Raw genomic sequence first — 19723 nt, 5'->3', positions numbered from 1 at the left:
CGCCCGTTACTGATCGTTTATATATCTTAGAAACCTGTGCTTATTGGAAGGTCGCCCTCGTCCAGAAGCACCCATGTACCGTCCATCTTGCCAACAATAACAGTTGTCTTGTCGGTCTTATCAGCGTCTTCACCTTCGATAGTGTACTTGATCTTTACCTTGTAAGCCTTTGTAAGCTTATACTTCTTAGCCTTTTTGCTGCTGAGTATTGACGCAACGTCTGAAACTTCGTTATAGCTGTCGATATCGTCTGAGTCTACCTTAGTCTTTTTAACTACCTCATAGCTTATCTCAGCGTCATCGCCGTATTTCTTTGTAAGTCTATCTCTTTGATTTTCAGCCTCTTCGTCAAAATCTTCGTCGCTTATATCAATGATACCGTCCAGAGCGTCTGCCATATCTTTATAATAAGGAGGCATAAGCTCTTCATAAGCCTTACCGTCACCGTCATTGAGAACGTCCATAACGTTATTGATAGGAGTTTTCCAGCTTCCGCCGCCGAATATCATGCAAAGGATAACAACTACCAGAATAACAAGCACGAGCAGAACTGCCAGAACTGCGATAGTGAGCTTATTAGGCTTGTTTTTCAGATTTTTGATGTTTTCAACAGAAACAGCGTCCTTTATAGCGTTCATGTCGATATTCTTGGCTGCCTGCTGAAGATTTGCCATTGGTGAAGCGGTCTGCTGTGCAGGCTGCTGAGGTGCTACTGTTGCACCGCACTGAGTGCAGAAAGTCGCATTGTCATTAAGCTGAGCTCCGCACTGTCCACAAAATTTTGCCATATGATTATCTCTCCATATTCTTGATATATTTTTTGAAGATACTTACTTCATAATAATATATTAAACTAAAGCGTTAGATTTGTCAATAGTTTTTCACAAAGTTTAGCAAAAAAGTACACATCATCAGCCCTTTTCGCACATTTGTTACATATTATTTTGAAAAAGCTGTTACAAAACCTTAAAGCTGTTTACCTATCCTTATGATGCTTTCAGTGATAAGCTTTTTGAAAAGGGGAGCAGCCTTGTCTGCACATTCCTGAACTTCAGCATGAGTGAGAGGATTTTCCGTCATGCCTGCTGCAAGGTTTGCAACGCAGGATATTCCGCAGACTTTCATGCCTGCATGATTTGCGGCGATAGCCTCGCAGGCTGTTGACATTCCCACTGCGTCAGCACCGATAGTTCTTGCCATTCTTATTTCCGCAGGGGACTCGAAAGACGGTCCGGTGAGCTGGAGATAAACGCCATGACGGAGGGTTATGTCAAAATCTTCTGCCGCACCTGAGATGATATCCCTGAGCTTTTTGTTATATATCTCACTCATATCAGGAAATCTTGTTCCAAGCTCGTCGATGTTCTTGCCAATAAGAGGATTAGGAACAAAGCTTGAGATATGGTCGGTTATAAGCATGAAGTCGCCTGCCTTGAAGCCTGCGTTCACTCCGCCTGATGCGTTTGTAAGGAAAAGCACCTTTGCGCCCAACATTCTCATAAGTCTTGCAGGAAGCACAACGTCCTCCATTGCATAGCCCTCATAATAATGCACTCTGCCCTGCATTATAACAACAGGCACTTCGCCAACATATCCGAAAACGAACTGACCCTTATGACCCTCTACCGTTGATGTAGGGAAGCCCTCTATATCCTTATAGCTGAGGGTGTATTTCACGTCTATGGAATTTGCATAATCGCCAAGACCTGAGCCAAGCACAAGGGCTACCTTTGGCTCAAAGTCTATTTTACTTTTTACGCACTCATAACATTTTGTAAGCTTTTCATAAGCTGTCATAAAATTTCCTCCTATCAATCCTCACCAAGCTTTAACGCCTGACTTATCTTTATCTTCTTTATAAGTCTGCCAAGCACCACAAAGGCTGTGAGCAGCATTACTCCTATAACTGCATAAAGCTTCAGATAGTCGCTGCGTTCAGGTATCACTGCAAACGGCGGCACTGACTGGCTTGCGTCGAAGATGCTCTGGAACAGCGGTACGAAAAGGTCGCTGGTTATGCCACCGATAAAGATAGCGGCGAATATTGCAACGCCTGACACCAAAAGCTGTTCATAGACTATCATCATTATTATCTCTCTGAACTTCATTCCCATTGCTCTTAGGATACCAAACTGCAAAGTCCTGCTCTTTATGGAGAGTATCCAATAGATAAGGAAACCTATTATGCACATCACCATGATGATGATAAAGCCGAGAGTGAGAGCGCCGTTCATGCCCTGGAGCATAGGGTCGTTTTTCTTTTCTATGGTCTGCTGGCTTGCAGATTCAAGGGTGAGGGGTTTAATGCCTGCTTTGTCTATTGAGTCATAAAACTCCTGAACGGAAGCTCCGTCTTTGAGCTTGAACCATACCTCATAAGGCTCCATGCTTGTCTGAACGTTCACATAATCGTAGTTCATAACGGCAAAGTCCATATAACCGCCGTTTTTCGCCTCTTTATAAGGGCTTAGTCCCGGCCAGTAGTCAACAAAGGCAAGGACGGTCACTTCAAAGGGCTCGTTTCCGCCCCACTTACACTCTACAGTATCACCAAGCTCCAGACCGTAGCTCTTGAAGCTTGAAGAGAGGATAACTCCCGGGGTATACTCTGCGAGGGCGTTCAGGTAGTTATTTAACTGAACTGGCAGAAGTCTGTCCTCAAATTTGCAGACCTTTGAGAAATCGCTTGGCACTATGGTCATAAGCTGGACATTGCTTGTTGAGCTTTTGCCTGAGCTTGTGTCAACGCTTTGGTCAAGGAAATCGTCACGGGTCTTTTCCTCATCGTCAGACTTTGTCTGCTGTCTTGGAACGTTCATTTTGTTTGAAGATATGGTCACGTCGTCTTTTCTGAAAACCTTTGTGACATTTTCCACTCCTGCGAGCTTTTCAAATCGCTCAAAAACAGGCTCTACATATTGTATGGTAGTTTCTGTATCTTCTTCGTCGCTTTCCTCGGAAGTCTGCTTTGTGCCTGATTGAGCTGCCTGAGATGCGCTTTGAGGAGTGGTCTGCTGTGCAGATTCTATTTTACTGCTATACCACTGCTCTGTAAGAACAGCGTCGCAGCCAACCCCATAGGCAACGCTTTCCTCGGCATTTCTGTTCAAAGCTCTTGCGGTATTTGCAAAGAACACGCCCAATGATACAGTAAGAACAAGGAACAGCATCAAAAATCTTTCCCTGCCCGTTGAGGAGCGACCGATATTAGTCAGTGAAACATACTGTGCAGGCGACCACACTCTTCTGCCTATTCTTGCGAGAAGCCTTATTATATAAGGATATATCCTTATAAGAAACAGACCAAGGCCAAGTATAAAGGCAGTGGAAGCCACGAACATTATAGGATTTACTGTTGCGGTGGTGTCTGTCACACCCTCTGCAACAAGCTTTTCCTGAGTTTTGTTGTAATAATAAAGCCAGCCAACTGAACCGCCCACAAGGATAAAATCAAGGCAGACCTTTTCCCACAGAGCGTGCTTTTTCTTTTTGGCTTTTGACTGCTTATGCTCAACAATAGTTGTTTTTGTGGCAGGAACGATCGGTATCATAGTTGTGACAAAGAACACTGCCACGGCTATTGCCGCATAGACGACAGCTTCTATTGTCATATGAACAGGGAGCGAACGCCTGTTGACAAACTCCAAGAATCCGTTTGACGCACCAAGCACCTTGCAAAGTCCAAGACCTGCGAAAGGTCCTATTATAACGGTCAAAACGCCAAGTACGAGGGATTCCAGAGCATAAATGCCCATTATCTGCAAGCGGCTTGCTCCACGGCTTTTGAACACCGCTATCTCGTTACGCTCCTGCTCAACGTTGAGCTGTGACACCATAAAGAGATAGAATATTATCATAAGTATGACAGGTATCTGCAAAAGCCACAAAACAAGCTGGAGCTGTGATGAACGGCTCTCATAGTCCTTGAGGATATCTGAGGCAGGCATCGAAAAGCCTATGGAATTTTCACCAAAATAGGTCTTTTGCTTTGCTATCATCTCGTTTGTGCTTGCAAGGTCAGTCATATTCATGGAAGCATAATCCACCGCATAGTTATGGACAGCCTTTGTGATATTCACAACGCCAGTATCAACGCAATCCCCGAGCATTGTGTCATAATCTGTAAAGACAACGGCTGTATACTGAGAATCAAGACCCTCTGCCCAATATGCGTCATTTTCGTCCTTAACGTCAAAAACGCCCACGATCTCTATTTTTATTGACTTGTTATCATCAAACACGTCGGCTATCTCATATACTGTGTCTATAGCAAGCTCTGTGCTTTTCATGGCTTTTTCTGTGGCAACGCACTCGTAAACGCCGTCTGAACGCTTGCCTGCAGTGAACATTCTGCCCTGCTTTATGCTGATATGGTCGGAAATATCCGTCATACCGCCGAGAGTGAATCTTGCCTGCGAATTGCCATCTGAAACGGCAAGTGAACGCACATAGAGATACTCGTCACTTATATACTTCTTATCAAGCTTTTCAGGCAGACCAAGCTCCTTGAACTTAGCCTCCACTTTGTTATTATAATTTTCAACAGCTTTCTGCTGCTCACTGCCTGAGATATCCATTTTCAATCCATAGCTGGTATTATACGCACCTGGATAGATCTCATATTCTGTCTGGAACGACTCAAGATCCTTTACAAGCATTCTTTGCAGAGAAGCGTTCATATAAATAGGGATAGTGCTCATCATGGCAGACGCCATAACAAAGCCTATCAGCAGGCAAAGCACCATCCATTTGGTGTTTCGCATTTTACGGAACAATAAGGTGAACATAAGCTTATCCTTTCAAACCTATCTGATAACAATTTCGTCGCCCTCTTTAAGGCCCGATTTTATCTCGGTCTGAGAGCCTGTAGAAAGTCCTGTTTCCACTTCAACGGCAGTTTTTTCACCGTTTTTCAGCACATAAACTACCTTTGTGCCGTCAACCTTTTTTATCAGATTATTTGAGATAACGATAGCGTCCTTTACGCTGTCAAGGACAAGTATCGTATCTGCAAGCTGACCCACTGTTTCCGCAGGGGCGGTATCCTTGAAACGAACATAGATAGTATCCGCCTGATAATCTATACCTGTATCGTCAACATTATTGTGATCCTCTTTCTGCTCTTCCTGATAATCAGCAAGCTTTTTAGGAGTCATAAAAACAACACCGTCATAATAATCCTCGCCTATCCTTATCTGCACTTCTGTGTCGATATCATACTGGGTGAGGTCGTCAGGCTGTATTGCGATATAAAGAGCCGAAGTATCTATAACAGTTGCGATAGTCTGACCCGGATTTACGTTGTCGCCTGCTCTTACGTCAGAGAGTGACGAAACAACGCCGTCTATAGGTGATTTCAGGCTTGAATCCTCCTTCTGAGCCTGCAATTTTTCAAGCTCTTTTTCAAGGAGCTGAACGTCAACATAAGCAGAGTCTATCTCTGCCTGGGAGCCACCGCCCTCATAAATTATATCAACATTAAGCTTTGCTTTTTCAAGATAAAGCTGTTTTTCTTCTATCTGATAGTCAAGGTCATATGTATCAAGGTCACAGATAACATCACCCTTTTTGACCTTATCGCCTGCTTTTACATAAAATTTTGACACTGTGCCACTCTGCTTTTCATAAGAAAGAGTATACTGATTTTCCGCTGTGACAGTGCCTGTTGCGACTATCTTCTTTTCAAGGTCTTTTTTCTTTGCCGTCACTGTGGAATATGTAACATCGCTTGCCTTCACGGTCGGCGCATCGAGGACTTCCTCCTCGTCAGGAAGCAGATAGCAACCCCCTGCGGAGAGGCACATTATCGCTGAAACTGCGGCAGCAAAAAGCTTTTTTAAATCAACTTTTATATTCATGTTCAGACTCCTAACTGAATATTTTTATAAACAACTTACCATGGGCAATAATACCCAAAGTAATTATATCAAAAAAAAGATGTTTTTTCTATACACGATTGTACTAAATTAACCTGACATTTCAAAGCAATATGCACAATTGCGTTGCTTTATATATGTACAAATTTAATAAGCCTTAAATATATGAACATAAAAAGGGCTTCACGCAAAAAAAAGTCCCGCACCGAAGTGCAGGACTTTTGATAAGCTTATTTGCAAATTAGTTTGCAAGACCTGATCTTTCAACACCCTCGATAAAGTATCTCTGGAGAAATACATACATAATAAGGATAGGTGTGATAGAAAGCAGACAACCTGCTTCAAGCCATACGATTATCTGTCTTACAGATACCGCCTGACCGTCGAAGAGCTGCTGAGTCAGGTTTGTATTCAGGTTCTTCAGCATAAGAGCAACAGTGTCGTTCTGTGTGAAGAATGATGATGATACATAGTAGTCGTTCCAATACCAAACGATAGAGAACAGGAATACTGTCAGGAACGAAGACTTTGCGTTAGGACACATGATAACAAGGAATGTTTTCAGTGGGCTGCAGCCGTCGAGGTATGCAGCATCTTCAAGCTCCTTAGGAAGTCCTCTGAAGAACTGACGGAAGATGAAGATAAACAGACCTGCACGGAGTCCGTTTGCAAACAATGCAGGAAGATACATTGTCCAACCGCTGTTGATAAGCGATGTTGATTTGCCAAGTGTGAATACCTTAGCGAGCCACGCTGGCTTGAAGTAAGCATACTGGAGGTAAAGAGGGATAGTTGTGATCTGTGGTGGTACGATGATCATAAGAACAACGATACCGAACAGGATTCCCTTACCTTTGAACTTAAATCTAGCGAAGCCGTAGCCTGTGATAGAGCAGGTGATAACCTGAAGGACAGATGCCACGAGGTTAAGGATAACTGTGTTTACAACAGTATCTTCAAACTTCATTACTCCCCAAACGTCCTTGATGTTATCAAGTGTGAAGCTCTTAGGGATCCAAACTACTGACGGGTCGTTCATCTGCTCATTTGGTCTGAACGCAGTTGAAAGCATGAATATCAGTGGATAGAGGATTACGAAGCACAGACCAAACAGGATAAGGAACCTGAAGAACGGCCAAACCATTCCGATCGCTCTTCTTCTTCTGTTATAACTGATCTGCTCAGGGGTGAGATATTTCTCAAGACCCTCCTCTTTCATCTTCTTATAACGGGCTTTAATAGCAGCCTTTCGTTCTTTTTCGAACTCTTTTTCTTCTTTTTTAGTTGCCACTTAAATCCCCCCTTATTCTACTTCATAGTAAACGAACTTATTAACAAGTGCTACGACAAGTGCAAGGAATACTGCTACGATAAGGAAGTATGCCCAAGCCATTGCCGCTGAGTAGCCATGCTCCCAGTTGCTTGCCTTGTTAAGAACGATCGTCATAACTTCGTTCTGTGGATCGACGAATGAGTCAACGATTGTATAAACCACGCTTGAAAGTATCATTGGGCTGATATAAGGAATTGTGACTTTCCAGAAGAACTCCCATGAAGTTGCACCCTCGATCTGGGCTGCTTCCTTAGCTGAGAGCGGGATACCCTGAAGTGCTGAAAGCACCAGAAGTATCTGGATACCTGAGTTCCATACAAGGTTCAGGATGTCGGTGGTCAGCGAGTTTATTATCATAGTGAGCTTATCACTGATGTTGTAGATACCGAGGAAGTTCAGCAACTGGTCAACGAGGTCAGCCTCGAACATTGAGCTGAACTGCTCAGATCCGCCTGCGTATCCGCCTGTGCTCATGTTACCGTTGATGATGTCGATAACAGGACCTGTAGCGATGATAACAGGGAGGAAGAATACTGATCTTGCGAATGTTCTTCCCTTGAATTTCTGATTAAGGATAACTGCGATAAAGATAGAGAATATGAGGATAAGAGGAGTTCTCAAAACCGTATTCTCGATCATTGCTACCAGAGCCTTGGAATAATCCTGATCCTTACGGAAAGCGTTTACATAGTTTTTCCAACCGATAAAGGTCATTTTCATTCCGCCCTGAGTTACCTCAGTTTTGTTGAATGAGTAAATGAGAGATTCTATAAGAGGCAGGATAAAGAAGTAGATAGTACCCAGCGCCCAGATCGCTATAAATCCGTAGCCGTAAAGTCCTTTTCTTTTTTCATAAGAAAGTCTGTGCTTCTTTTCCTTCATCACAGGTGCAGGAGCGACTGCCTCAGCGGCAGGCTCTTCTGTGACTATCTCCTCTGTTGAAATATCTTCTGTAACAGCCTCAGCGTCATTTTCCTTTTCGACTGTATCTTCAAGATCCTCAGCCTTAACAGCCTCGATCTCTTCAGGAGTGTTTTTGATCTCTTCGCTCATTATTCTGTCAAACCTCCTTCTATACAATCTGCAAGGTCATAGACCTCTGTGCCTACGGTAGCTGTTGCGTTCTTCTTATCAACACTGATAACAACGTCTGAAGCTCCGTCCTTTGAATAAGTTGTGGTAAGAACGTTCTTGTCATCGCTCAGCTCATACTTTGTGATCGTATAATCTGAAACGCCTGAAAGTATGCTGCTTACCTTTTTGTACTGATTAGCCGCAAGATCTGTCCAGCCTGCATAGTTTGAATAATACAAGTCGTCATATTCTGTATCCTGAAGCGTATCAGCGTCAGCGTATGTCATATCATAGTGTATCTGTGAGCCTGAAGCCAGTGAAAGCAGGAATGTTTCATCTGAATTTGAGCTCTTATTGATAGGTGTTGAAGCGTAGTCAACATATCCGTGAATGACCATCTGATAGAACGGGATATCGAAATCTGTTACGTTGAATCCACTGGAGTAAACAGGAACGTTTGAAACGTTTGTTACATATGGGAGAACGTAAGAGTTCGCACCGTCTGCGAATACTGTACTGATCTTCTCGCTCGCACTCTTATAGCCGTCAACGATAGTATTCATGGTCTTGCTTCTGCTTGAAGGATCCTTCTTTGAATAGTCAGAAACAAGCTTTGTTGAATAATCACCGAAGCCGATAGAAGTGAGCTTTTCATCAGTATAGCTCTCGAGCATTTCTGTGAACACATTCGAGTACTTGTTTGGTGTGAGCAGAGCAGGTGAAACTCCCTTTTCTGCAACACCGAAGGCTGGGCTGTATGATGACTGTCTTGAATAAGCATTTGAAACTCTGATAGCTGTGCTTGTAAGAGTCATATATCCCCATGAACCACTGTCCATCTTGAAGTTGTTCATTGAAGGAACGATCTTCATATTATCGTCCTTTGAGATAAGCTTATCGAATGCGCTTGAACCACCAAGCTTGCCGGACGGAGATACCTCTGTGGATATCTTGTTCTTGATAGAGTCATTTGTCCAGTCGTTATAGTTGACAGTTATGTTGTCAACTCCGCCGTCCTTGAGGATATCAAGTATGTCGGAAGCCTGATCGAAGCCAGTGATCTCTGTTTTAAGATTGAATGGGATACCGAGAATAGAAGTATCCTTCATAACGCCGCCATAAAGGTCAACGTAAAGATCGCTCTTATTTGCCTGAGCCTTAGCTGTAAGACCCTTATTATTGATAAGGTAGTTTCTGTAGACCTCAGCGCAGTCAGCGTAGTTAAGATCCTCGCCGTTGTCTGAATCAACAGGATAATAACGAACTCCAAATCTCTCGGTCTTTATTCCGTTTTTCTCGAACACTGTGATCTTGTTTGAGTTATCACCGCTCATGAAGAATGAGTCTGAGCTTCTTGTTTCAAACTCGAAGTAACAAGTGTTGTAAGCCTGCTTTTCCTGTCCGCATACCTGAGCGTGAGCATAAACGTTTGACTCACCGTCAGAAGCAACGCAAACAAGTCCAGATGAACCGCTTACTGTTGCAAGGACCGGCATATAAGCCTGCTGAGTGGTTCTTGGAGCTGTTATTGGAACGGCTGTATAATCTCTGCCGAATACCTGCTGATTATAGTCAGCGTACTCGGTCTTGCCGTTGTTGTAGTTTATTACAGCACCGCTTCCGTCAGGAACTATCATATAGCCTGTCGCAGTTGAATCAGCAGCGCCGAAGTTAGGGCAGAACTCGATCTTTGTAAGCACCTTTCCGTCTACCTGAGAAGTGTTTTTCTCCTCGATCTCATCTGAATCGCAGTAAACATAGAGGTTATCGTCCTCAAGAACATAGTGTATCTTGAGCTTCACACCATCAGAAACGTAGTTATATGTAGCAACAACGCCGTCTGAATTTTTCTGCCATTTTACTTTTGCCTTGTTGGAGTAAACCGGAGCAGGGGACTCTGTTCTCTTTTCCTGTCTAAGGTCACCGACTCTGATAGCGGCACTTGCAGCGATCTGCTTTCTCTGGGCATTTTTCATTGCTGTGCCCTTAACTGTGTCGATAATTGTCTGGTCAGCCTGAACATTTATAGGCGAAGTCCACCAATACTTACCTGAAGCCTTTACATAAAGACAAAGTCTTTCGTTTTCTTCGTCAAGATAAAGAGCTATCTTGTCGTTCTCTGTTATCTTTTCGCACATTGCAAGAGCTTCTTCGTCAGTTATAGGCTGAACCTCGTCGTCCTTGCTTGCTGTAGTAGTTGTTTTCTCATCGGCTGCCGAGTCTTCAGCAGCTTTATCGCTGCTTTCGTCGGCAGTAGCTGCTGCGTCGGAAGCGTCAGCTGAGCTTGTATCATCAGCCGCTGAATCGACACTGCTGTCAGTATCCTTTACTGCGGCGCTTGAATCAGCCTGGCTTGAACTCTCGTCAGTGGAAGAAACCACCATTGACCCCAGAGGCATCAGCATTGTAAGGCAGATAGCAAAGACAACTGCTTTCTTGTAACTTTTGTTATGCATTTATTATTTACACCACCGTTTCTGTTTTAGCCTCTGATCCTGTACATGATCTCAGTATAAACTGAGTACCCGAATACATATACCTGCTGGAACAATGAAAGGAGAAGTATCGCAAGGAACAATATAAGAAGCATTGCGATGATCGTACCAATAATTGAAGCAAGTGTTTTTCCGAATGAATACTGGTGAACGGCTCTCATTGCCTGCACCATAAGGATAACAGACCAGCCGATGCCAAGATACTGGATTGCTGTGATCCAGATCGACTCGTCCTGTACCAGAACGTTTGAGAAGATCACTGCGATAAATGTGCAAACGATGTAAGGAACAAGAGAATATGCAGAATAGATGCAGATCTTTTTAAGTGTACCTTCACCGTCGAGAAGTGTGCATATTGCCCAGTTGCCGAGTACCCAAGTGAAGAAGTAAACTACAGACTGAACGATAAGCGGAACAACGTTGAATACTTTAACGTAGCTGTCATTGAACTGGAAGCCTGTGAGCTGTCTGTCAACGACCATTGCAATAAAGAGGAAGAGAACTATGAGCATCGATATTTTCATTGAGCCTTGTTTCTTCCATCTCAGGTCCTCAAAGCCCTCAACAGGGTGGAAAACACAATGCTTGAGCCAACCTACCGGAGTAAATTCATACATATCAGTTTCCCTCCTTCTTTTTGCGCTTGATGAGCTTTATGCCCTTTTTCTTAAGAACTGCTTTTACAATGAGAAGGGCGATCAAAACGATAATAACTATCATTATCACTGTGAAGTTATCTCTAAGCCATTCTTCTCTTGCATACTTGAACGCCTTATCGTAGTCGTCCTGATCGTAAGCTGTTTTGAAGTAATCCAGAGCCTTCATATACTCGCCGTCGTTAAGGCAAGCCTTACCAAGTCCGACATAAGCCATTGCATAGCCGCCGTCTCTCTTTATAACTTCTTCCCAGTCAGCTCTTGCGTCTGAATATCTACCCTCGTCATAGAGGAGAACTGCTCTGTGAACGACATTACCGAAAGTTGTTTCAGTATAAACTGTGATATCGTTCTTTGTTCCGTCAAGGATATAGACCTCGTTGCCTCTTGCTTCGATAGCGTTTGGTCCAAGGAAGCTTCCTGCCTGATCAGAAGTGGAGTTCTTTGTACCAAAGATGCAAAGAAGATTACAGAGCTTATCATACTGGAACACTCTACCGTTCTCATAGTCAAGAACATTTATTGTTCCGTTGTCAGAAACGCAGATATCTGTAAGTCTGCACTTATAAGTTTTATTTGTTGTTGAATCATACTCTGAAGCAACGTCACCAAATGAATACTCATCGCCGACTGCGTTATCCCAGATGTTATAACCTGCTGGGTTAAGCTTCTTAACAGCGTCGGTCGTAGTATTTGCAGCCTCAGTAACAGTGTAGATAAATCCGTCTGCGTCGATATCGAAGTTTGCATACTCGACTGGAACGTTTCTTGTCATTGCTGAGATCTGCTCGTTTGAAGCGATCTTTCTCCACAGCTTCTGAGCGATAACGGCAGCTGTTACCTCAACTCGGTTCGCACCGTAGAAGCCCTGGAACTCGCCGTCCTTATTGAACTGAACAGAACCTGTGTTTACTGACTTACAAACAACGTAGATATTCTCTGCCTTATCTGCAAGTATCTTTGAAGGGTTGAATGTTTCGGAATCATAAAGCTTTGTGTCAGGCTTTGTGTATTCCTGCACCAGAGTCATTTCTGTGCCTGACTCAACAGTACACTTAACAGCCCTTGAATTGTCTGTATCTGCGATGTAAACATAAAGCTTATCATCAAAGATGCTCTTTTTGACATATATGCCGTTAGGATTAAGGAAGGTCGATTTTCCGTCCTCGCCTACAGATATTTCTGTAGAGCCTGTGAATCCGGTATAACAGCCTGTTACCTTAAGATCAGTATCAAGACGGAGTATTCTGTTGTTGCCTGAATCGCACACCCAGAAAGTATCGTTGTCCTGATCGTAAAAGAGGTCTTTTGCATCTGAGAGCTTTGCAGGAGCGTCATCGCTTATATAAAGCGGGTCGCTCGGATCTGAAAGCCTGTCAAGACCCATATCTGCACCTGTTACAGTCTTTTCTACACGGTAGGCACTCTGCGATGGGATCGCATCGTCCCAATAGTCGTAGTTATAGGCTGTATAAGGCTCATCTGCGAAAGCAGTCACGGTCATGGTCAGCGCCAGACCTGCTGCAAGTGCCGCAGAGATCATTCGTTTTAGAGAGATTTTATTTCTCGACACTACTTATCACCTTTTTTCCTTTTCTATAATCTAAGTTCAAATTAATCCTTCATACCTGAGTTAGCCATTGTTTCCATGACGTTGCCCTGAGCTACAAGGAATACGATCAGTGGTGGTATCAGAAGTACAACTGCTGCGGCAAATGTAACGCCCTGACGAGCAAGACCTGCTGCTGTGATCTGCTGTACAACTGTAGGTAGTGTTTTGAGCTGCTCGGAGTAGATAAGTGCTCCGCCCTGAATGTTCCATGCTCCCTGGAAAGCGAAGATGATAAGTGTCATCAAAGCTGGCTTTGAGTTTGGAACGACGATCTGCCAACAGATCCTGAACAGACCTGCGCCGTCCACCTTAGCCGCTTCCACCATGGAGTCGTGGATGGTTGTCATGCTCTGACGCATGAGGTAAAGACCCATTGATGTTGAAATGCTTGGGAGGATCAATGCCCAGTATGTATCGATCATATGGAGCTTAGCCATTACGAGGAACTGCATGATCCATGTTGCATTTGAGGAGAACAGGAGGGCAATAACGATGATCTGGTTAATGACCTTGTTTCCTGGGAATTTACACTTTGCAAGAACGAATGCTGCGCAGCAGCAAACGAAAAGGTTGCAGATACAAATTACTATTGTAATAAAGAAGCTGTTGAAGATATATCTTGACAGCGGTACCTGCCATGAGCTTGCGGCTACCTTGAACATATCTGAGAAGTTGTTGGTAGTCGGATTCAGTACATAAAGCTTTGGAGGGAACACGAACAGCTCCTCAACAGGCTTCATAGACTGGATAACTGAGTAATACAGCGGGAACACCATGAATGCACCAAGGAGACAGAGGAATACGAAAATAACTATATCTCCGCCAAGAGAACCATTGACTCTCGCCTTTTTCTCTTTGACCTTCAGCTTTTCAATAGACTGCTGCTTTTTTCTTTTTCTAGCCATTTTATATACTCCCCTCCTTTAGTCAAGATACTTGCCTAAGAGCCAGTTGATACCCTTATTGGCAAGGAGCATTGCAGCGAACAATACGAAACATATTGCTGACGCATAACCCATTTCGTAACGAATGTTACCGTAGTCTGTTGCGTGGTTCATGATTGTGTGAGCTGCATAGTCTGTTGAAGGCAGACCTACGAGGTTCTGACCAACAACACCGACTGTGAATGATGCTGAGATCTGGATAACGGCAGCAAACAGAAGCTGTGGTCCCATTGAAGGGATAGTGATGTAGAAAAGCTCCTGCCATCTGTTCTTGATACCCTCGATAGCACCTGCTTCGTACATTGACTTATCAATGTTCTGGAAGCCTGCACGGATAGCAAGGAAGCCTGCACCCATTGACATCCAAAGCTGAACGATGATAACAACTGTAAGGATATAGTTTGTATCTGTGAGCCACTGTGCAGGTTCGTTCAGGATACCCAGATCGATAAGCACAGCGTTCAGGTAACCGTAGGAGTCACCTGACAGGATAAGCTGCCAGGTAACATATACGGAAGTTGTCATAGAAGGTGCATAGAACACGAATGTGAAGAAGGTTTTGAGGAATGCGTTCATCTCGTTTATCAGCCAAGCAATGATAAAGCTGAGGATATAAGAGAACGGTCCTGTAAATATCGCAAAGATAAGAGTGTTTCTTACTGCGATAAGGAATACGTCGTCGTTAAGGAACAGCGTATAGAAGTTTGAAAGTCCTACGAACTTAGGAGTTTCGATCATGTTAAAGTTTGTAAAGCCCATTGGCAGCGACATTACGACAGGCACTACCGTGAAGATAATGAACAAAGACATGAAAGGCAGGAGCATTGCATAGCAAGCCTTGTTGGTTTTCATCATGTGCCATGTGTACTTCCACTTGCCCTGTTTTATCATAGGCGCTTCAGGATTGGTTTTGGCCATTAGTTACTCCCCTTTCATTAATTGTCGTACAGACCAAGATCTTCAAGCTTACGAGTGATCTCGTCATTGATATCCTTATTGTACCAGAACAGTGTATCACGAGCGTTGTCGTAGTCATTAACTACAGCTCTGAATGCGTTCATAACGTTTCTTGTTACACCGTAAGATGCAGGAATGATCGGGATCTCTACCTGTGAATTAAGCTGGTCAAGAAGAAGATTTACTTCTGAAGTTGTCCAAGACAACTGCTGAAGAGCTTCTTCGTTAGCTGTTGCATATCTACCCATTGTACCAAGGATAGACTCGATGTTGTTACCGTACTTGACCTGAGCGTCAGTTGAGGTGAACCACTTGATGAAGTCCCAAGCGCCCTCCTGATCCGCTGCCTTTGTGAAGATAATAGCACCTGAACCATTGGAGTTTGCTGCGTGGTTGATAGTTCCGTCTTCCTGAACAGTACCAGGAACTGGCTGGAATCCCCAGCAGCCCTTGATCTCAGGAGCGGCTACAGAAAGCTGGTTATAGAATGTGTAGTTCTGGATAACTACTGGCATATCACCTGTTCTGAAACGTGTGAATGCGTCATATGTCTGCTGGAAGCTGTATGTTGTATAGAACTTTGTCCAAGTATCGAAAGCGTTTACAGCCTCCTGAGTATCGAATGTTGTCTTTGTCTGCTCTTCGTTGTAGTAGTTAAGACCCTGCTGGAGAAGGAGCATTGCGAATGTGTTACCAGGCTCTGTGATAGCAGATACCTGAGTTGTTCCGCCTGTACTTGTCATTACAGGGAGGATAAGACCAACTTCAAGGTAGTTTCTCTGAAGTGTTGGCAGACAGTTAAGAAGTCCGTCCCAAGTGTTAAGATCTGTTGCTGGGTCGATATCGTACTCACTGAGGATATCAGAACGATAGAACAGCATTGGGAAGGTCTGGTCACATGGAAGACCGTATGTACCGCCGTTGTACTGATAAAGAACAGTAGCGTCGTCTGCAAAACGTGTCTTTACCTCGTCAAAGTCGCTGAATGTGGTGAGATCTGTAAGAACGCCACGGGCTGCAAGCTGGATAGGGAAGTCGCCGCCCATGAAGAGAGCGAGGTCAGGACCCTTGCCTGCAAATGTAGCCTCAACGATACCACCCTGAACGAGCTTAAGATTGATCTTTGTTTTAGCTGTTGGATTGTATTCACTTGAAATGAGCTGCTGGAGAGCCTCAGCGTTATCACGACCGAGCATTACCCAGCACTCCATAGCGCTTTCGTCCTCATCGGACAGTGCGTTGTAGTCCTCGAAGAAAGAACCGATAAAGCCCTTGAAGCCGAAGCCAAGTGAGCCAAAGAATGACTTGTCACATGAAGTGAAATCCTGATCGGAAGTAGCTACCTCGATCATATCGACCTCAAGAGGCTGCTCACGATACTGGTTTACGAAAGAAGAAACCGATGTGATGTTATCCTTGATCTGTGACATCATCTCAGGGATAAGGTCAGGCTTCTTTATACACTTATCAAGAACGATAGCCATTTTCTCAAGAGTTTCAGCCTCAGTTCCGCCTGAACCTGAAAGCTTCTCGATCTCAGCCTTCTTATCTCTCAATGTCTTAGCATATTCCTTGAAATCAGGAACGATAGACGGGATAGCTGTGTCGATCATGTAGTTGTTGTATTCATCAGGATCAGGACCTGTGATCTGTCTGATCTGTCTATAGTAGCTGTTTATGTTATAAACAAGCTCGTCCAGATCACCCATGATCTCACCGATCTCACCAGGAACTGCTTCCAGAGAAATAGTGTTTGTGCCTGCCTGGAGGTAGAAATAAAGATCGTCGCCATTTTCAGACTTTGGCGTTGTGATGCTCCAGTCTGTATCGTAGTAGAACTTTATCTGATTAGCTTCAAGGCAAGGTACTTCGCCATTGACATAAAGACGTCTGTTGGAGTACATACCTCTCATCTGATCCTGTCTGCCTCTTATACCTATCTTATAGTAGCCAGCCTTGTCAACATTGAACTCCCATGTTACTGTCTGAGTTGACTGCGTCCAGCTTCCTGAACCGATAGTATTATATCTTGTTTTAGTAGGGCTTGAGCCGTTTGCGCTCGATGTGAGATAAGAGCTCTTATCTGCTGTAGGATAAAGAGTTCTTGATGACTTGTAGGCAGCAGTTTCACCCTCAAGAGTGATCTTCTGTCCCTGAGCCTGTGTCAGATCGCTGTCTGATGGTGCTGTGTAAGCAGCAGGTGCTTCATACTGATAGAAAGTAAAGCTCTTGACAGCAAACTCAGCCTTTTCAGATTCAAATGTTATCGTATGTTCGCCAGCCTCCATATAGAACTCCAGCGGCTCGTTAAAAAGTCCGTCGATGTCCTCCAGAGGAGTTTCCTGCCAGCATGGTGTCGATATCTGTCCAGGACGGATATCGTTCTGTCTTGAATCCTGTTTGATCTCAGATTCGTTGATCCATCTCTTGCTCAGCGTGATTCTTGACGCTGTTGCATATGGGCTTTCGCCGTCGATAAGCAACGAAAACTCAACGTCGTTTGTGTTGCTTTCAAGTGCCTCATATATCATCTTGATATTGTAGACGCCTGTTTCAGGAATGTTCACCGTCCAAGAAACTGAACCCTCCTGATTTGCCCACTGCATAACATCATTCTCTCCATCTACTGTAGTTACAGTGATCTGAGCGTCTGTTACTGAAGCAGGATCGTAATCCTTTCCCAAGACCTCGACTGTCTTATCAGGTCTTGCGGCGTCGGTATACTTCTTTACATAGTTAGTATAAGAAGTCTGACGGATCGAATCGGTACTCGTCGTGGCAGCGGAGCTTCCGTCGCCTGTTGCAGAATCATCAGCAGTTGCCTGCGTGCCTAGAGTGCTGTCGTCCGCCGCTTCACTGTCTGCAAATGCTGGAACTGATGCGCTTGCACACAGAGCAAGTGCCAATGCGGAAGCAATAACACGCCTAAACATTGTGTCTTTCACTATGAATCCACCTTTCTAAATAAATTGCTTTTGGTTTTGCGAGAATCAAGCCTACTTAATTACATTCTAATATAAATAGTATAGAACCTCTTCATTATGTGATCCCCCACGGGAAATAAAGAAAATAAAACTTACGTCCCCCCCGATCTGAACAGCACGAGCTTTTCGCCGTTCTCATCAAGTTCGACCTTGACCTTATCGCCGCCTTTTATCTCAAGAGCGTCCATAAAGTCCTTCGGGAGCTGCAGCCGTCCGGATCTGTCGAGGACGATAAGCTCTTCATGAGCCGTTTCCTCGCTTTTCTCAACCAGCACGATATCTCCCATTTCATTAAGCTCCTCCACATAAGAACGCTTTCTCACGATCTCAGAGCTTGTTCTTCCATCTCTGATAGCCACCACTCTGTCGATATGATCGGCAAGCTTAAGGTCATGGGTAACGATCACTATAGTGATCTTCTCATCTTTATTAAGCTCCTTGAATATATCAAGTATCATATTGGAAGTCTTTGTATCCACCGAGCCTGTAGGTTCATCAGCCAACAGTAATCTCGGATCGTTTGCCAATGCAATAGCTATTGCAACTCTTTGCTGTTCGCCTCCCGACATCTGGTCGAGCCTGCTGTTTTTTCTTTTCAGCAGTCCCACTCTGTCAAGCAGCTCCAGTGCTTTCTGCCGTCTTTTATGCTCGCCGTTGAGCAGCATAGGAAGCTCAACATTCTGCACAGCCGTAAGATACGGCACAAGATTTCTTGCATTATTCTGCCACACAAAGCCTACGGTGTTCCTTTTATACTCCATATAATCCTTATCAGTAAACTTCAGAAGATCCTTACCGTCCACATAAAGGTTTCCCGCCGAAGGCTTATCAAGTCCTCCAAGCATATTGAGCAGCGTCGATTTACCACTTCCTGAGTTTCCGACGATTGCCATAAGTTCTCCACGCTCGACATCCAGGTCAAGTCCTTGGAGCGCCACCACCTCAACATCAGAAGTTTTGTAGATCTTCACCAGATTTTCACACCGTATCATATATTTATCATTGTCGGCAGCTACAATAGTATCAAGTTCATCACTCAACTATCTCACCGTCCTCTAATGTATAGACCTTATCAGCTATATCTATCATGCTGGGGTCGTGAGTGGTCATTATGATAGTCATCTCATCTCTCGCCACCAGCTCTTTGAAAAGCTTTACAACATGGAGCGCAGTTGCCGTATCAAGCTCGGCAGTAGGCTCGTCCGCAAAAATTATGTCAGGCTTATGTGCGATAGCTCTTGCTATAGCCACACGCTGCTGTTCACCGCCGGACATTTCCCCCGGTCGGTGGAACATTCGCTTTTCAAGTCCCACGCTTCGCAGACATTCCCTTGTGCGCTTATCCCTTTCTTCATATGGATATTTCGCAAGTCTTAGACCAAAGTCAACGTTTTCATAAGCGGTCATTCCCGACATGAGTGCCACAGATTGGAACACGAACGCCATTTTATACCGTCGTATATCATCTCTGGCTCTTTCAGAAAGCCTTGTAATATCCCGTCCACCAAACATGACCTTGCCCTTTGTTGGCTTGTCAAGCGCTCCAAGAATATTGATAAGAGTAGTCTTACCGCTTCCTGAACGTCCTCTAAGGATCGTCAGCTTGCCCTTTTCTATTTCGATGTTGATATTTTTCAGCGCATTCACAACGCTTCCGTCGCCGATCTTAAAATCACGGCACAGATCTTCAGTTGAAAGTATAGTGTCCATGCCGCATGGCTCCTTTATCACATCAAACAGGATCTTCGCCCTCATCTCATCCACTGTATTGGTCATTTTGACCTATGTAATA

Annotated in this window: 14 protein-coding genes; all 14 read right to left on the bottom strand. The window is 44.2% G+C overall.

Annotation, left to right across the window (positions count from 1 at the left end):
* Positions 1-26: 26 nt before the first annotated feature.
* Entirely contained in the window at positions 27-788 is a 762-nt protein-coding gene (locus AB5627_RS01250; protein WP_265290329.1) for a zinc ribbon domain-containing protein, read from the bottom strand.
* Positions 789-966: 178 nt separating this feature from the next.
* Positions 967-1797, bottom strand: a complete 831-nt coding sequence (locus AB5627_RS01245) for a purine-nucleoside phosphorylase (protein ID WP_265290330.1) — start codon at positions 1795-1797, stop codon at positions 967-969.
* A 14-nt stretch (positions 1798-1811) separates the two neighbouring features.
* A complete protein-coding gene (locus tag AB5627_RS01240) occupies positions 1812-4787 on the bottom strand; it encodes an ABC transporter permease (protein ID WP_207741342.1) in 2976 nt (991 codons plus the stop codon).
* An 18-nt stretch (positions 4788-4805) separates the two neighbouring features.
* On the bottom strand, positions 4806-5858 hold the full coding sequence (locus AB5627_RS01235; protein ID WP_022287242.1) for an efflux RND transporter periplasmic adaptor subunit: 1053 nt from the start codon (positions 5856-5858) through the stop codon (positions 4806-4808).
* A 259-nt stretch (positions 5859-6117) separates the two neighbouring features.
* Positions 6118-7167 (bottom strand): carbohydrate ABC transporter permease, encoded by a 1050-nt coding sequence (locus AB5627_RS01230; protein WP_038670186.1) that lies wholly within the window; start codon positions 7165-7167, stop codon positions 6118-6120.
* Between the two features lie 12 nt (positions 7168-7179).
* Positions 7180-8262 carry a carbohydrate ABC transporter permease gene (locus AB5627_RS01225; RefSeq protein WP_368369625.1) on the bottom strand — a complete coding sequence of 361 codons (1083 nt, stop codon included), beginning with the start codon at positions 8260-8262 and terminating at the stop codon, positions 7180-7182.
* Positions 8262-10739 (bottom strand): DUF5696 domain-containing protein, encoded by a 2478-nt coding sequence (locus AB5627_RS01220; RefSeq protein ID WP_022287239.1) that lies wholly within the window; start codon positions 10737-10739, stop codon positions 8262-8264. Before AB5627_RS01220 ends, AB5627_RS01225 begins: the two co-directional genes overlap by 1 nt.
* A gap of 26 nt (positions 10740-10765) precedes the next feature.
* Positions 10766-11395, bottom strand: coding sequence for a Yip1 family protein (locus tag AB5627_RS01215; RefSeq protein ID WP_022287238.1), 630 nt, complete (start codon positions 11393-11395; stop codon positions 10766-10768).
* A gap of 1 nt (position 11396) precedes the next feature.
* Positions 11397-13007, bottom strand: a complete 1611-nt coding sequence (locus AB5627_RS01210; protein ID WP_148303533.1) for a tetratricopeptide repeat protein — start codon at positions 13005-13007, stop codon at positions 11397-11399.
* A gap of 41 nt (positions 13008-13048) precedes the next feature.
* A complete protein-coding gene (locus AB5627_RS01205) occupies positions 13049-13951 on the bottom strand; it encodes a carbohydrate ABC transporter permease (RefSeq protein WP_022287236.1) in 903 nt (300 codons plus the stop codon).
* Positions 13952-13969: 18 nt separating this feature from the next.
* Positions 13970-14908: a carbohydrate ABC transporter permease gene (locus AB5627_RS01200; RefSeq protein WP_022287235.1), complete on the bottom strand. Its 939-nt coding sequence runs from the start codon at positions 14906-14908 to the stop codon at positions 13970-13972.
* A 17-nt stretch (positions 14909-14925) separates the two neighbouring features.
* Positions 14926-17892, bottom strand: coding sequence for an extracellular solute-binding protein (locus AB5627_RS01195; protein ID WP_368369624.1), 2967 nt, complete (start codon positions 17890-17892; stop codon positions 14926-14928).
* A gap of 131 nt (positions 17893-18023) precedes the next feature.
* Positions 18024-18971, bottom strand: coding sequence for an ATP-binding cassette domain-containing protein (locus AB5627_RS01190; protein ID WP_368369623.1), 948 nt, complete (start codon positions 18969-18971; stop codon positions 18024-18026).
* Positions 18964-19641, bottom strand: a complete 678-nt coding sequence (locus tag AB5627_RS01185; RefSeq protein ID WP_117896617.1) for an ABC transporter ATP-binding protein — start codon at positions 19639-19641, stop codon at positions 18964-18966. Before AB5627_RS01185 ends, AB5627_RS01190 begins: the two co-directional genes overlap by 8 nt.
* Between the last annotated feature and the right edge of the window lie 82 nt (positions 19642-19723).

Source organism: Ruminococcus sp. RTP21198st1_G1_RTP21198_201120 (assembly GCF_040924265.1).
Taxonomy (GTDB): Bacteria; Bacillota; Clostridia; order Oscillospirales; family Ruminococcaceae; genus Hominimerdicola; species Hominimerdicola aceti.
The sequence above is the reverse complement of the archived record's forward strand: the minus strand, read 5'-3'. Positions and strand labels throughout refer to the sequence as shown.